Below are 14,430 nucleotides of genomic sequence, written 5' to 3'. Positions count from 1 at the left end.
TGGTGAAGTCCTAGACGCCGGCAATGTCGGTCATCTTCTTGCCGTCGGCGAGTGCCGAGGCGATCTCGGCGGCGTTCTTGCCGAGTTCGCGCGCGTCCTTCCACACCGACACGGTCTGGGTGCCGAGCGCGATGCGGTTCAGCGCGGCGTGGTCGCCGTCCTGGCCCGACACCGGAACGGTCCCGGCGAGGCCCTGCGCCGTCAGCGCCGCGACGACGCCGCCGGCGGTGCCGTCATTGGCCGCCACCACCGCATCGACCTTGTTGTCGTTGGCGGTCAGGAACTGCTCCATGTTCTTCTGCGCGTTGGCGGGCAGCCAGCCGTCCGTATAGGCCTCGCCGACATTCTTGATCTTGCCGCCGTCGATGGCTTCCTTCAGCACTTCCATCGAGCCGGCGAACAGGAAATCGGCGTTCGGATCGGCGCCCGAACCCTTGATGAAGACATAGTTGCCTTCCGGCTTGACCTTGAACACTTCGCGGGCCTGCATGCGGCCGACTTCCTTGTTGTCGAAGGTCAGGTAGAAGACGTCCTTGTTCTCGATCAGCCGGTCGTAGCCGACGACCGGAATGCCTTCGTCCAGCGCCTTTTGCACCGCCGGCCCGACGGCCGAAGCGTCCTGCGCCAGCACGATCAGGGCATTGGCGCCCTGCGAGATCAGGCTTTCGACGTCGGTCAACTGCTTGCCCGGATTGGACTGCGCGTCGGCGGAAATATACTTGTCGCCGGCCGCCTCGATGGCCTTCTTCATCGCCGCTTCATCGGTCTTCCAGCGCTCTTCCTGGAAGTTCGACCAGGAAACGCCGATCACCTTGTCCTTCGCCTCGGCGACCGACGCGAGCGTCAACGACAAGGCGACACCCGCCAGCATGGCGGTTGCGAATTTCTTCATGATATCCTCCCTGCGCCATTGCGGCGCGACCCAGACTGGCCCTGAGGCCGGCATCGAGGCTTTTTTTCGAGCCTCGAAAAAAATATGATCCAACGCCGGAGCGCTGTCAACAACGATTCTCATCGATTCCGAGGCCTCGGCGAATTTTTTTCGAGCTCCGGAATAAATAAATGACAGGCTGGCCCGCTTCTGCCACTATTCATACGGTGTCGCCGACGGCCTTCGAAATCAAAAACGGCCGCGACGACCGGGAGGAAGGCAAAGCATGTCGGTTGGAATCCGCCACGACGATCTGCGCCGACGCAACCGGGCGATGGTTATTTCGGCCGTGCGCCGCGCCGGCCAGCCGTCGCGTACCGAGATCGCCGCCACCACCGGCCTCAGCCATTCGACCATCTCGGCGATCTCGTCCGACCTGATCCAGGAAGGCATTCTGACCGAGAGCAAGCCAAACGAGGCTGTTTCGCTGAAGCGCGGCCGGCCGCAGGTCGGGCTTGCCCTCAATCCGGAAGCCACGGCGGTGATGACGGTGGTCCTGTCGCTGAACTTCCTTTCCGTCGCTGTCATCGACTATGCCGGGCAGGTCATTGCCGAGGAGCAGCGCCGCCTCGACACGGCGATCATGCCGCGCGACGAGCTGATCGGCGAATGCGTGGCCATCGTCCGGCGCCGTTTCGAGGATCCCGACCTCGACGTCCGCGGCGTCGCCCGCATCGCCATGGGCATCCAGGGCATCACCGACACCCATGCCCGCGCCATGTTGTGGTCGCCGATCACGCCGCAGACCGACATCGCCTTCGCCGACATTCTGGAAGCCGAATTTGGCGTTCCGGCCACCATGGAGAATGACTGCAACATGATGGCGGTGGCCTTGCAGTGGCGCGATCCCGAGCGGTACCGCGACGACTTCATTGCCATCCTGCTCTCGCACGGCATCGGCATGGGGCTGGTGCTGAAGGGAGAGCTGTTCACCGGCACCCATTCCTCCGGCGGCGAATTCGGCCACATGATCCACCGGCCGGGCGGCGCGCTCTGCCGCTGCGGCCGGCGCGGCTGCGTCGAGGCCTATGCCGGCAACTATGCGATCTGGCGCAATGCCAAGCAGATGGGCGAGGACGCCGAGCCGGTCGATGTCAGCGACGCCGACATGCGCTCGCTCGCCGCCAGGGCGCGCGCCGGCGACGGCCCGGAGCGCCAGGCCTACCGCAAGGCCGGCGAGGCGCTCGGCTTCGGCCTCGGCAGCCTGTTCGCGCTGATCGATCCAGCTCCCGTCGCCATGGTCGGCGTCAGCGCCGCCGCCTTCGATCTGATCGAGCCGGCGCTGCGCGAGGCGATCGCCCAGACCGCCGGCGGCCAGCATTCGAAGTCGATCTCCTTCGACACCGAGCCGAACGAATTGCCGCTCATCCGCGAAGGCTGCGCCATGCGCGCACTGACCTTCGTCGACCAGGAGATTTTCGCGCCGGGCGTGCAGGTGAAAGGCGGCGCCACCGGGAAGAACGTGGCCTGAGCGTCAATCTTCCCTGATCGCGTAGCCCGCGCCCCGGATGGTGCGGATGACGTCAGGCATGCGGCCATTGTTGACCGCCTTGCGCAGGCGGCCGACATGCACGTCGACCGTGCGCTCGTCGATGTAGATCGTCTCGCCCCAGACATTGTCGAGCAGCTGGCTGCGCGAGAACACCCGGCCGGGATGCCGCATCATGAATTCGAGCAGGCGGAACTCGGTCGGTCCGAGCCGGATTTCGCTCTTCTTGCGGTACACCCGGTGCGACTCGCGATCGAGCACGATGTCGCCGACCTTCAGCATGCTGGACAGGACTTCCGGCTTGGCGCGGCGCAGCAGCGCCTTGACGCGCGCCATGAACTCCGGCGTCGAGAACGGCTTGACCAGATAGTCGTCGGCGCCGGTGGAGAGGCCGCGCACCCGGTCGCTTTCCTCGCCGCGCGCCGTCAGCATGATGATCGGCAGCCGCTCGGTCTCCGGCCGCATCCTGAGGCGCCGGCAGAGCTCGATGCCGGAAACCGCCGGCACCATCCAGTCGAGCACCAGGAGGTCGGGCACGTTTTCCTGCAGCCGGATTTCGGCCTCGTCGCCGCGTGTCACCACCTCGACCTGGTAGCCTTCCGATTCAAGATTGTAGCGGAGCAGCACCCCCAGCGGCTCCTCGTCCTCCACCACCATGATGCGTGGCGCGATCATCGGCCCGTCACCCTTCTTCTCAGGCCGGCGCCGACATCGCCGTCTCGTCCAGCTTCGGACGATTGGCGGGCAGTTGCTGGCCGGTCAGCACGTAGTAGGCGTTCTCGGCGATGTTGGTGACATGGTCGCCGATGCGCTCCAGATTCTTGGCGCAGAACAACAGATGCGTGCAAGCGGTGATGTTGCGCGGATCTTCCATCATGTAGGTCAAAAGTTCGCGGAACACCGAGGTGTATTTAACGTCGATGCGCTCGTCGTCGTTGCGGAGCTTGGCAAGCGCCGCGGCATCAGCGGCGGCATACTCCTCGATGACCCCCTGCACCTGGATCAGCACCAGCTGCGCCATGCCGTCGATGGAATGCGAAAGGTCGCGCGGCGTGACGCTGAGACCGACGGTGCCGACGCGCTTGGCGATGTTCTTGGCGAGGTCGCCGATGCGTTCGAGGTCGCCCGCCATGCGGATCGAGCCGACCACGGCGCGCAGATCGTTGGCCATCGGCTGCCGCTTGGCGATCAGTGTGATGGCGCGGTCGTCGAGTTCGCGCTGGCGCGCGTCCATGATGGCGTCGTCGGACACCACGCGCTGCGCCAGGGCGTTGTCGGAATTGAGCAGCGCCCGCGTCGAGCCGGCGACCATCGAGCGGGCGAGATCGCCCATGTCGGAGATCAGCTTGCTGATGGCGCCGAGATCCTCGTCGAAAGACGCAACCGTATGATGTTCACCCATGATCCTGTCCTCGTGCTTGGAAATCAGCCGAACCGGCCGGTGATGTAGTCCTGGGTGCGCTTGTCGTCGGGGTTGGTGAACATCTTGTCGGTGGCGCCCTCCTCGACCAGGTAGCCGAGGTGGAACATCGCCGTGCGCTGCGACACGCGCGCCGCCTGCTGCATCGAATGGGTGACGATGACGATCGTGTAGTTCTGGCGCAGCTCGTCGATCAGCTCCTCGACGCGGGCGGTGGCGATCGGGTCAAGCGCCGAGCACGGCTCGTCCATCAGGATCACCTCCGGCGAGACGGCGATGGCGCGGGCGATGCACAGGCGCTGCTGCTGGCCGCCGGATAGGCCGGTGCCGGGCTCGTGCAGGCGGTCCTTCACCTCGTTCCAGATCGCCGCCTTCTTCAGGCTGGATTCGACGATCTGGTCCATGTCGGCCTTGCGCTTGGCCAGCCCATGGATGCGCGGGCCGTAGGCGACATTCTCGTAGATCGACTTCGGGAACGGGTTCGGCTTCTGGAACACCATGCCGACCCGGGCCCTGAGCTCGACGACGTCGATGCTCTTGTCGTAGATGTCCTCCTGGTCCAGCGTGATCTTGCCGGTCACCCGCGCCGAATCGATGGTGTCGTTCATGCGGTTGAGGCAGCGCAGGAAGGTCGACTTGCCGCAGCCCGAAGGACCGATCAACGCCGTCACCTGGTTGAGGCGGACGTCGAGATTGACGTCGAACAGCGCCTGCTTCTCGCCATAGAACACGCCGACCTTGTCGCCGCGCATCTTGATCACTTCGTTCGACTTGGCGTTCATTTTGTCGCCCACTGCGTTTTCAAGAGACTGTTCGGTCATGATGTTCATACCAGATGCCTTCTTTTACCAGCGCCGTTCGAAGCGGCGCCTGAGCACGATCGCCGTGATGTTCATGGCCATGAGGAAGACGAGCAGGATGATGATCGCGCCCGACATGCGCTCGACGAAGGCGCGCTCTGCCTCGTTGGCCCACATGTAGATCTGCACCGGCAGCGCTGTCGCCGGATCGAATGGCGTCTTTGGATAGTCGGCGACGAAGGCGACCATGCCGATCAGGAGCAGCGGCGCGGTCTCGCCGAGTGCGCGCGCCAGGCCGATGATGGTGCCGGTGAGGATGCCGGGGGCGGCAAGCGGCAGGATGTGCTGGAACACCATCTGCATCTTGGAGGCGCCGAGACCGAGCGCCGCCGAGCGGATCGACGGCGGCACTGCGGCAAGCGCCGCGCGGGTGGCGATGATGATCGTCGGCAGCGTCATCAGCGTCAGCACCAGGCCGCCGACAAAGGCGGCCGAGCGCGGCATGCCGAGGAAATTGATGAACACGGCAAGGCCGAGCAGGCCGAAGACGATCGACGGTACCGCCGCCAGATTGTTGATGTTGACTTCGATCAGGTCGGTGAAGCGGTTCTTCTTGGCGAATTCCTCCAGGTAGATGGAGGCGGCGACGCCGATCGGCAGCGCCAGAAGCAGCACGATCACCATCATGTAGAAGGAGCCGATGATGGCCACGCCCATGCCCGACGTTTCCGGACGGCTGGAGGCGCCATAGGTGAACAGGCCCTTGTTGAAATGCTCGGCCATGGTGCCGTCGCCCTTGAGCTGGTTCATCCAGGCGATCTGCTGGTCCGAGACCTTGCGGCGCGCTTCCTCGACGTTGAGGTCGATCTGGCCCTTGAAGGCGGAATCGAGATTGGCCGCGGCGAGGATGTCGACGTTGCGCGTGGTGCCGATGACCGACGGATCGGCGACGACGATGTCGCGCAATTGCACGCGCGCGCCCTCCGACAGGAAGCCCTTCAGCTTCAGCGCCATCGGCTTGTTGGCGGGATCGATGCCGAGCTTGGCCATCAGCGCCTTGTCGGCCAGCTTGGGATAGTTCGCCTTGATCAGCACGTCCGGATCGGTGGCGCGCTTGTTGGAAGGATCGATGATCTTCTCGTCGAAATTGATCGGCAGCGTCACCGTCGTCTGCCAGAAGGCGGTGTAGCCCTTCGAGACGATGGTGATCAGCATGATGGCGAGGAAGGCGAGGCCAACCGAGATCGCCAGCACGCCATAGATGCGGAACCGGCGTTCGGCGGCGTAGCGGGCCTTGAGGCCGATGTCGCGGCGCGCAGGAGCCGCGGCCCGGACCATCGTATCCAGCGGGATATCGGTCATTCGTACTGCTCCCGGTATTTGCGCACGATGTAGAGGGCGACGATGTTCATCACCAGCGTCAGCGCGAACAGCGTAATGCCGAGCGCGAAGGCGACCAGCGTCTGCGGCGAATTGAATTCGAGGTCGCCGGTCAGCTGGTTGACGATCTTGACGGTGATGGTGGTCATCGCCTCGAACGGATTGGCGGTGAGATTGGCGGCGACGCCGGCCGCGAGCACCACGATCATGGTTTCGCCGATGGCGCGCGAGGCGGTCAGCAGGATGGCGCCGACGATACCGGGCAGCGCGGCCGGCAGGATCACCCGCTTGATCGTCTCCGAGCGCGTCGCGCCGAGGCCGAGCGAGCCGTCGCGCATGGCGCGCGGCACCGCGGTGATGATGTCGTCCGACAGGGAGGATACGACCGGGATCAGCATGACGCCCATGACCAGGCCGGCGGTGAAGATGCTCTGGCCCTGGATGAAGGGCGAACCGCCCGTCAGCGCCGCCGAGAGATCGCGCAGGAACGGCCCCAGCGTGACGACGGCGAAAATGCCGTAGACGATGGTCGGGATGCCGGCCAGCAGCTCGAGCGCGGGCTTCACCACCGAGCGCACCTTGGGCGAGGCGTATTCGGCCATGTAGACGGCCGACATCAAACCGACCGGAACCGCCACCAGCAGGGCGACGAAGGCGATGTAGAGCGTGCCGGACAGGAGCGGGATCAGGCCGAACTGGCCCTGGCTGCCGCCCGAGCCGGCCGCGGCGAAGCGCGGATCCCAGACGGTGCCGAAGAAGAAGCTCGCCGGCGAAACGCTGTCGAAGAACTGGATCGTCTGGAACAGCATCGAAAGCACGATGCCGACCGTGGTCAGGATGGCGATGGTTGAGGCCGCCAGCAGCCCCCACAGCATCAGCCGCTCGACATTGTTCCTGGCGCGCGCTCGCGGCGCGACTTGCCGGAGCGCGTAAAAGGCGCCGGCGATCGACAGCACGAGCGTGACGACGGCGCCGACCAGGCCGAGCCGGTCCTGCACCGCATTCGCCTCGACGGCGATCGGGATCATGTAGTCCTGGGTGTCCGTCGCCAGCGCCACGCCCTTGGCGGCGAGCAGCGGCTGCAATTCGGCGAAACTGGCGGGAAGCTGGGTGTTTGCATCGAGCTGGCGCAGCCCCTTGGCGAGGCTCTTCACCAGGCTGACATCGAGCGCCTCGCTGGCGACCGCGCTGTCGGCGGTGCGCTCGGGCAAGGCGGCGTGGATGTGGCGCTCGAGATAGACGGAGGAACCGATGTTCCAGACGGCAAGCAGCAGGAGGGCCGGCAGCACGGCGAGCAGGAAGGCCCACCAGCCGTGATAATGGGCGCGCGAATGCGGCTTCACCGAACCATTGTCCTGCGCCACGGCCCGTTGGCGGCCAATGAAGAATGCGACCACGCCGATGGCGGCGACTATGGCAAGTACGAGCATGGACGACATGAACCCACCCCAGGGGAAATCCCTCGTTCGAGCATGATCTTGTCCGGTCCCATTTCGGGATCACGCTCCGGTCGCCACCGCCACTGCGGCGGGCGAAGAGGCCGGGGCGCAGGTAATCCCGCGCCCCGGCCCTAAGCTTGATTACATGGTCTTTCCGGCGGCGAAGGCGTCGCGCTGCGACTGACGCTCGGCGTCGGGAGCCGAAACCAGGCCGTATTCGGCAAGCGGGCTTTCCGGGCCGATCATCTGGTCGTCGAGGAAGAATTCGACATATTCCTTCAGGCCCGGAACGACGCCGAGATGCGCCTTCTTGACGTAGAAGAACAGCGGGCGCGAAACCGGATACTTGCCGCTGGCGATGGTCTCGGTCGAAGGCACGACGTCTTCAACGCTGGCGACCTTCAGCTTGTCGGCATTGTTCTCGTAGAAGGCGAGGCCGAACACGCCGACGCCGGTCTTGTTGGAGTCGATGCGGGCGAGCGTCTCGGTGTAGTCGCCGTCGATGTCGACAGCCTTGCCGTCCTTGCGGATGGCGATGCAGGTCTTGCCGATTTCCTTGTCGTCGCTGATGCCGGTGGCCTTGATGGCAGCCTTGTCGCAGCCGGCGTCGAGAAGCTTGGTCTCGAACACTTCGCGCGTGCCGTGCTTCTCACCCGGGATGTAGGCGGCGATGTCCCAGTCGGGCAGCTTCGGGTTGACCTGGCTCCACTTGGTGTTCGGATTGTCGACCAGCTTGCCGTCGACAACGAGCTTGGCGGCCAGCGCCTTGTAGATGTCGGCGGGAACCAGCGCCCAGTCCGGGCCCTTGATGTCGGTTGCGAAGACGATGCCGTCATAGCCGATGCGGACTTCCTGGATATCCTTCACGCCGGCGTCGGCGCAGGACTTGATCTCGTCCTTCTTGATCGGGCGCGAGGAGTTGGCGATGTCGATGGTGTCTTCGCCGACGCCCTTGCAGAATTCCTTGATGCCGGCGCCGCTGCCGCCGGACTCGACCACCGGGGTCTTGAACTTGGTGAAGGTCTCGCCGAACTGCTCGGCAACGATCTTGGCATAGGGAAGCACGGTCGACGACCCGGCAACCTGGATCTGGTCGCGCGCGGCGGCGAAGCCGGACGACGCGGCCAGCGCAAGCGCGGCGGCCGACGCCGTGAGGAGAAATTTGTTCATGTGGCCTGCTCCTGTTCGGAAGATGGTCTCTTCGAAAGATGGACTCTTGGCACCGCTGTCCATCGGCGCCCGGTGAGGCCAATAGCTTCCGATTATTACAGTCGCATGACAGTTTCGTGTCAGCCCGGTAACGCCTGACCGGCTCGCCGGAAACGGCTGGCAGCCAGCCCTCGGCGAGGCAACGGCGGTTTGCCGTGGGAATCAGGGACTTGCGCGATTCTGGAGGCCCGCCCTGCCCTCGGCGGCACGAGCCTCGGCCGCCGAGAAAAGAAAAGCCGGACGAGAGCGCGTTGCCCCTGGCCAGAGCGTATCATGGCCGAGCCATCGCCGAAAACAGGTCCGTTGGGGTAGAGTCGACGCTGTTTCTAGCCGGCGGTCGCTGCTCCCGCCCGTAACCGGGGGAGCGAATCCGATGCCGCCATTGTTTCGGCTCGATGCCCGGTTCGATATGGTGCGATCGCACCATATCCCCACGGCAGCCTCGGTTGTCCGGCGTGCTTCGCAAACCGGGCGCTGCGACGACACTCGCCCCGAAGCAGCGGCCTCGACAGGTTTAGCCGGCGTTTCTCTGCGCCTGGCCGTCGGCGCCGATCCAGCGCTCCAGCTTTTCGAGCAGGGCCCTCGGGCTGATGGGCTTGGGCAGATAGTCGTCCATGCCGGCCTCCAGGCAGCGCTCGCGATCGCCCTTCAGCGCATGCGCGGTGACGCCGACGATCGGCACATGCATGCCGCTCTCCTCCTCCAGCCGGCGGATGGCGGCCGTCGCCTCCAGCCCGTTCATCTCCGGCATCGACACGTCCATCAGGATCATGCGCGGTTTGAGCCTACCGTAGGCGTCGAGCGCCTTGCGGCCGTTGCCGACGATCTCGAAGCCGTAGCCGGTCTCGCCGAGGATCTGGGTGAACACCATCTGGTTCACCTCATTGTCCTCGGCCACGAGGATATCGAGCCCGCGTTCGCCACCGGTCGGCCGGGCGCGCGCACGCACCGGCGGCGGCTGCAGCAGCGCCCGCTCCGACACCGCCGAGGCGGCCCTGGCAGGCGCCGGCTGCGCTATCCCCGCACTGCTGCTCGCCGCCTGCTGCGGATGGCTGACCGCCGCGCTGTGGCGGTGACGCTGGACGGTGGCGACCAGCGTCTCCAGCAGCACCGAGGAGCGCGCCGGCTTGATCAGCTGTGCATCGATGCCGAGGTCGCGGTAGCTGGTGTTGGCGAGCGACTGGTCGACGGACGTCAGCATGATGATCGGCGTGTGCGCAAGGCCGTCGGTGTTGCGCACGATACGCGCCATCTCGGCGCCGCTCATGCCCGGCATCTGGTAGTCGAGCACGACACAATCGACCGGCACGCCATAGGCGGCGGCGGCGATCAGCACCTTCAACCCCTCGGCGCCGCTCTCGGCCGCGCAGGAATCGAACGTCCACGACGCCATCTGCTCGCTCAGGATCGAGCGGTTGACGGCATTGTCGTCGACGATCAGCACCCGGGCTCCGGTGACGTCGACCGGCATGATCCGCTGCCCGCTCTGTTGCATGGCCCGCGGCAGCGTCACTGTGAACCAGAAGGTCGAGCCCTTGCCCTCATCGCTCTCGACCCCGATCTCGCCGCTCATCAGCTCGACCAGCCGCGAGGTGATGGCAAGACCGAGCCCAGTGCCCTCGTGCCGCCGCGTCGACGACGTATCGACCTGGTTGAACTTCTCGAACACGGCCTTCAGCTTGTCTTCCGGAATGCCAATGCCGGTGTCGGTCACCGAGATGGTGAGCTTCGTTCCCGTCGGCACGCGCTCGCCGGTGACGTCGACCAGCACATGGCCTTCGTCGGTGAACTTCACCGCATTGCCGAGCAGGTTGGTGACGATCTGCCTGATGCGCCCGACATCGCCGACGAACTGGCTGTCGAGGCCAGGCTGCACGCGCACGATGAGCTCGAGATCCTTCTCCTTGGCGCGAGTCGACACCAGCGTTGCCACATCCTCGATGGCCTCGGCAAGGTTGAAGGGCGCCGGATCGAGCACCAGCTGGCCGGCATCGATCTTGGAGAAGTCGAGGATGTCGTTGATGATGGTCAAAAGCGCGTTGCCCGACTTCACGATGATGTCGGTGAACGTCTTCTGCTTGGGGTCGAGGTCGGACTTGGCGAGCAATTCGGCCATGCCGAGCACGCCGTTCATCGGCGTGCGGATCTCATGGCTCATATTGGCCAGGAATTCCGACTTGGCGCGGTCGGCGAGCACGGCGCGCTGCCGCGCCTCGCTGAGTTCGGCCTCGCGCTGCTTGAGCTCGGTGATGTCGGTGGTCGATCCGATCAGATAGAGCGAACCGTCGGAGGCAATCATCGCCCCCTTGCGCGCGAACTGGTGCCGCACGCTGCCGTCGGGCAGCGTCACGCTCTCCTCGATCTCCTGCGTCTCGCCGGTGCGCAGCACGGCGAGATCGCCAGCGACGAAGGCCTCGCCGTCCGGCCCGAAGATTTCGACGTCGGTCCTGCCGATCGCATCTTCCTTGGCGAAGCCGGTGAGGTCGCACCAGCCCTTGTTGACGTAGAACTGCCTGAGGTCCGAACGCTTGGCGTAGATCGACACCGGCACGTTGTCGATGAGGCTGCGGAACACCTCGTTCTCGCGCATGCTCTCTTCCAGCGCCCGCTCGCGCGCCTTGACGTCGGTGATGTCGGTGCTGGAGCCGACCAGATGCACCGACCCGTCTGTCGCCACCAGGCGGCTCTTGCGCGTCATCAGTTGCCGCACGGTGCCGTCGCGATGGGTGACAGGCTCCTCGACCTCCAGGACCTTGCCGGCGACGACCACTTCGGTGTCGTCATGGCTGTAGCTTTCGGCATCCTCGGCGCCGAACAACTGGCGGTCGCTGCGGCCGATGACGTCCTCCTTGGCGAGGCCGGTGATGGCGCACCAGGCCTTGTTGACGAATTCGATGCTGAGATCTTGGGCCTTGATGAAGGCAGCCACCGGCAGCTCGTCCATGACGTGCCGGAACAGATCGATCTGCCGCATCGAGTCATGCAGCGCCTTCTCGCGGCTCTTGATGTCGGAAATGTCGACGCGCACGCCGATGAAGGTGCCGTCCTCGGTCCGCATGTCGTAGACTTGGTACCAGCGGCCGTCCGGATTGCGCCGTTCATAGGATGAGTTCGGCAGCCGGTTGTGGGCGAGCATCGCGTCGAACCACCCGTCGCGATCGCGCTCGTAGAGGCTGTCGATCTCAGGATCGCCGCTCTGGCGGAAATAGCCGACCGAATGGCCGAGCGCCAGCGCCTCGCGGAAGCTTCGGCCGGGCTGCCACACCGGCTTCAGCGCCGGAAGCGTCTCCTGCAGTTTTCGGTTGGCGAAGACGAACCTGTCGTCACGATCGTAGATGATGACGCCGGCCGGCAGCGATTCCAGCACGGTGGCGAGGTTCTTGCGCGCGTCCTCGGCCTCCGCCTCGCGCTCCTTCATGTCGGTGACGTCGACATAGGAGATCAGCCGCTTGCCGCCGGCAAGCGGCGCCAGCGAGGCAATCAGCGTGCGGCCGTCATTGAGTGGCAGCTGCCGCGATCCGGCAACGCCAGCCCTGATCTCGGCTTCGCGCTCGGCCATGAGGCGCTGCCATGCCTCGTCGTCGGCTCCGTAGGGGTCGATCCCGCGGCTCGCTTCCATCAGCTCGCGGAAGCCGCTGCCGATCCCGGCGCGGCTGGGCTCGATTTTCCAGAACTCGTGGAAGGCGCGGTTGATCACCTGCGCGCGCATGTCCGCGTCGAGGACAAGGACGCCGATCGGCATTTGGTCGACCATGGCGCGAAGATTGGCGAAGGTCTCCGCGGTCCTGGCGTTGGCGCTCTCGACCTCGGCATCGCGGCGCTTGACGTCGGTGACCTCGTAGTAGGTCAACAGCCGCTTGCCCCCGGACAGCGCGGTGACCGAGAACATCATTGTCCTGCCGTTGGCGTGGACAAACTCGCGCGGCGCGACGGAGCCGCCGCGAATCTCCGCGAAGCGGCTGGCGAGGTAGCGCTGCCATTCCTCTTCGCCGATATCGCCATAGATGCCGTTGCGGCGATTGAGTTCCATCAGCCGGCTGAACGGAGCGCCGACGCTCACTGCCCCGTCGGGAATTCTGGAGAGGTCGCGATAGGCCTTGTTGATGATCAGCGTGTCGAGCTGGGCATCCAGGAGCACGACGCCCATATGCATGGCGTCCATCGTGCGCTCGAGATCGGCAAGATGCTGTACGCCGTCTTCGGCGAGCGCGTCGTCGCTGCGCGCAACCGCTGCTTCGAGGGGGTCGCGTTTGCCGCCGTTCCCCGTCCCGTCCACGTCCGCCATGCTGATGCCACCCCCAGCCGAACCCCCGTCGCGGTTCGTCGGCGGACTGTGCCTCAGAAGCATTAACGATCCGCTAACCTTAACAAACCGCGACCGGGGGCGAACTGTCGCGGTCTGGCCGCATCGCGCAGGTTGTCGGCTGCGGCGCTGCCGCGTTATAAACCGTATATTGGGGTGTTGCTAATGTTCGGACGGATCGTGCTGTTTTTCCTGTGCCCCGCGCTGCTTGCGGCAGGCGGCTGCGCACGCAGCGACGATGGCACCGTGATGATCCCGAAGCCGCTCGACGTCAGGCGTATCTGGGACAGGCCCCCGCCGCAGCCGCAGGCCGGACCGCCGCGAATGCAGGCAGGCCCCTTTCCGGTGGCGCCGCAGGCGCCAAGGCGGTTGCCTGGCCGCAGGCTCGGCCCCCCGCCAGCGCCGGCAGGGCAGGTGGCGAGCCCTCCCTCGCTGTCGTCCGAGCCGAAGCAGCCGCTCGCCTGCCGGAACGTCAGCGAGCCCGGCAAGCGCTACCGCGTGGTCTGCGAATAGCGGCGGCAAGGTCAGTTGGCCGGAAGGAAGGCCGGCGGCTCGATCCGACGGCGTCCTCGGCCGCCAACGCGGGGCCTAGCTCAAAGTGTCGAATGGCCTCGTTGAAACCTTTGGCGCACAATCGGCGTTCTAGGGCAAAGGAGACAGAGGATGTCGATTCACTTCACCGTCTCTGGCCTGACCAGGAACCTCATCCATTCACTTGGACTGGATCATGAGCGGGCGCCGAGACCCCTGACACAAGAGCAGAACCTTCTGTTGGAATGCTATCTGGCGGGCCAGATTCCGGAATCGGCCTGGAGCGACTACGTCTTCGAGGCACCGGAATTGCAGCGCCATGTCGATGCGAGGCGCGCGCGGCACTGATCCCCAGACCGACCAGCTTTCAGCAGTCCGCCCATGTCTTTATTGCTTGGGCGAATTGAACCGCAGCGTGAAGATGTTGCCGGCAATGCCCTGCGCCAGCGCCGGCGAGAGGCTCAGCGGCAGGCACTGCTGCAGTGCCGCGGTCGCTGCGTCGACATAGGCCTGCCTCGCCTTCGCGTCGCCCTTCACTTTTATCGCCGTCGGCTTGGGTGGGCCGATCAGCGTGCCGTCCCGCCTGAAGCTGAAGCTCAAGGTCACCGACGAGTTCTCCGAATTGGCCGGCGGGGTCCAGCATGCCTGCAGCGCCGCTCCGACATCGTTCATGGTGTTGAGCGAGGCGGCATTCGACTGACAGGGCATGGCTGCCAGCAGTGCGACGAAGCATGCCGAGAGTGCAGTGCCTTTCATTGCCGGGGATCCTCTCCTCTCTCCCGCTCCGCCGCCACCTTCATGCTACGGTCAAAGCCGAAGATGCCAACAGGTTTTGCAGGGATAGCCAGGCGCCTTCGCCAGGGTCGGGCAGCCGGCGAAAAGCAAAAGGCCGGCGCAAGGCCGACCTTCCTTTCGCCTCGGCATCCGC

The 14,430-nt window shown here is 65.2% G+C and carries 11 protein-coding genes and 1 pseudogene; 3 read left to right on the top strand and 9 right to left on the bottom strand.

Annotated features, from left to right (window positions below):
* Positions 1-13 precede the first annotated feature (13 nt).
* Positions 14-892, bottom strand: a pseudogene (gene xylF / locus EN738_RS05360) (D-xylose ABC transporter substrate-binding protein); the annotation flags it as partial.
* 265 nt (positions 893-1,157) lie between these two features.
* Between xylF and EN738_RS05355 the strand changes: the two are divergent.
* Positions 1,158-2,402: an ROK family protein gene (locus EN738_RS05355; protein WP_127282798.1), complete on the top strand. Its 1,245-nt coding sequence runs from the start codon at positions 1,158-1,160 to the stop codon at positions 2,400-2,402.
* Positions 2,403-2,405: 3 nt separating this feature from the next.
* On the opposite strand, the gene phoB is transcribed toward EN738_RS05355, so the two are convergent.
* The 7 genes from phoB to EN738_RS05320 all read right to left on the bottom strand — a co-directional run bounded on the left by phoB (position 2,406) and on the right by EN738_RS05320 (position 12,953).
* The gene (phoB, locus tag EN738_RS05350; RefSeq protein ID WP_006203872.1) at positions 2,406-3,095 is read right to left on the bottom strand and encodes a phosphate regulon transcriptional regulator PhoB; all 690 of its coding nucleotides are present in this window, start codon (positions 3,093-3,095) and stop codon (positions 2,406-2,408) included.
* Between the two features lie 19 nt (positions 3,096-3,114).
* A complete protein-coding gene (gene phoU / locus EN738_RS05345) occupies positions 3,115-3,822 on the bottom strand; it encodes a phosphate signaling complex protein PhoU (protein ID WP_127282797.1) in 708 nt (235 codons plus the stop codon).
* Between the two features lie 23 nt (positions 3,823-3,845).
* A complete protein-coding gene (gene pstB, locus EN738_RS05340; RefSeq protein ID WP_127282796.1) occupies positions 3,846-4,670 on the bottom strand; it encodes a phosphate ABC transporter ATP-binding protein PstB in 825 nt (274 codons plus the stop codon).
* A 15-nt stretch (positions 4,671-4,685) separates the two neighbouring features.
* Positions 4,686-6,002 (bottom strand): phosphate ABC transporter permease PstA, encoded by a 1,317-nt coding sequence (gene pstA, locus EN738_RS05335; RefSeq protein ID WP_127282795.1) that lies wholly within the window; start codon positions 6,000-6,002, stop codon positions 4,686-4,688.
* Positions 5,999-7,459 (bottom strand): phosphate ABC transporter permease subunit PstC, encoded by a 1,461-nt coding sequence (gene pstC / locus EN738_RS05330; protein WP_127282794.1) that lies wholly within the window; start codon positions 7,457-7,459, stop codon positions 5,999-6,001. Before pstC ends, pstA begins: the two co-directional genes overlap by 4 nt.
* Before the next feature lie 141 nt (positions 7,460-7,600).
* Positions 7,601-8,629, bottom strand: a complete 1,029-nt coding sequence (locus EN738_RS05325) for a substrate-binding domain-containing protein (RefSeq protein ID WP_127282793.1) — start codon at positions 8,627-8,629, stop codon at positions 7,601-7,603.
* Positions 8,630-9,182: 553 nt separating this feature from the next.
* Positions 9,183-12,953 carry a response regulator gene (locus EN738_RS05320; protein ID WP_127282792.1) on the bottom strand — a complete coding sequence of 1,257 codons (3,771 nt, stop codon included), beginning with the start codon at positions 12,951-12,953 and terminating at the stop codon, positions 9,183-9,185.
* 183 nt (positions 12,954-13,136) lie between these two features.
* On the opposite strand from EN738_RS05320, the gene EN738_RS05315 reads away from it, so the two are divergent.
* The gene (locus tag EN738_RS05315; RefSeq protein ID WP_127282791.1) at positions 13,137-13,484 is read left to right on the top strand and encodes a hypothetical protein; all 348 of its coding nucleotides are present in this window, start codon (positions 13,137-13,139) and stop codon (positions 13,482-13,484) included.
* A gap of 150 nt (positions 13,485-13,634) precedes the next feature.
* On the top strand, positions 13,635-13,850 hold the full coding sequence (locus EN738_RS05310) for a hypothetical protein (RefSeq protein WP_127282790.1): 216 nt from the start codon (positions 13,635-13,637) through the stop codon (positions 13,848-13,850).
* Between the two features lie 39 nt (positions 13,851-13,889).
* Here the strand turns inward: EN738_RS05310 and EN738_RS05305 are convergent, their stop codons facing one another.
* Positions 13,890-14,210 (bottom strand): hypothetical protein, encoded by a 321-nt coding sequence (locus EN738_RS05305; protein ID WP_245478266.1) that lies wholly within the window; start codon positions 14,208-14,210, stop codon positions 13,890-13,892.
* Positions 14,211-14,430: the final 220 nt, after the last annotated feature.

Origin of the sequence: Mesorhizobium sp. M4B.F.Ca.ET.017.02.2.1 (assembly GCF_003998955.1) — a bacterium.
GTDB classification, from domain to species: Bacteria; Pseudomonadota; Alphaproteobacteria; order Rhizobiales; family Rhizobiaceae; genus Mesorhizobium; species Mesorhizobium abyssinicae.
Note: the sequence above shows the minus strand (reverse complement) of the source record. Positions and strands in the feature narration are given on the sequence as shown.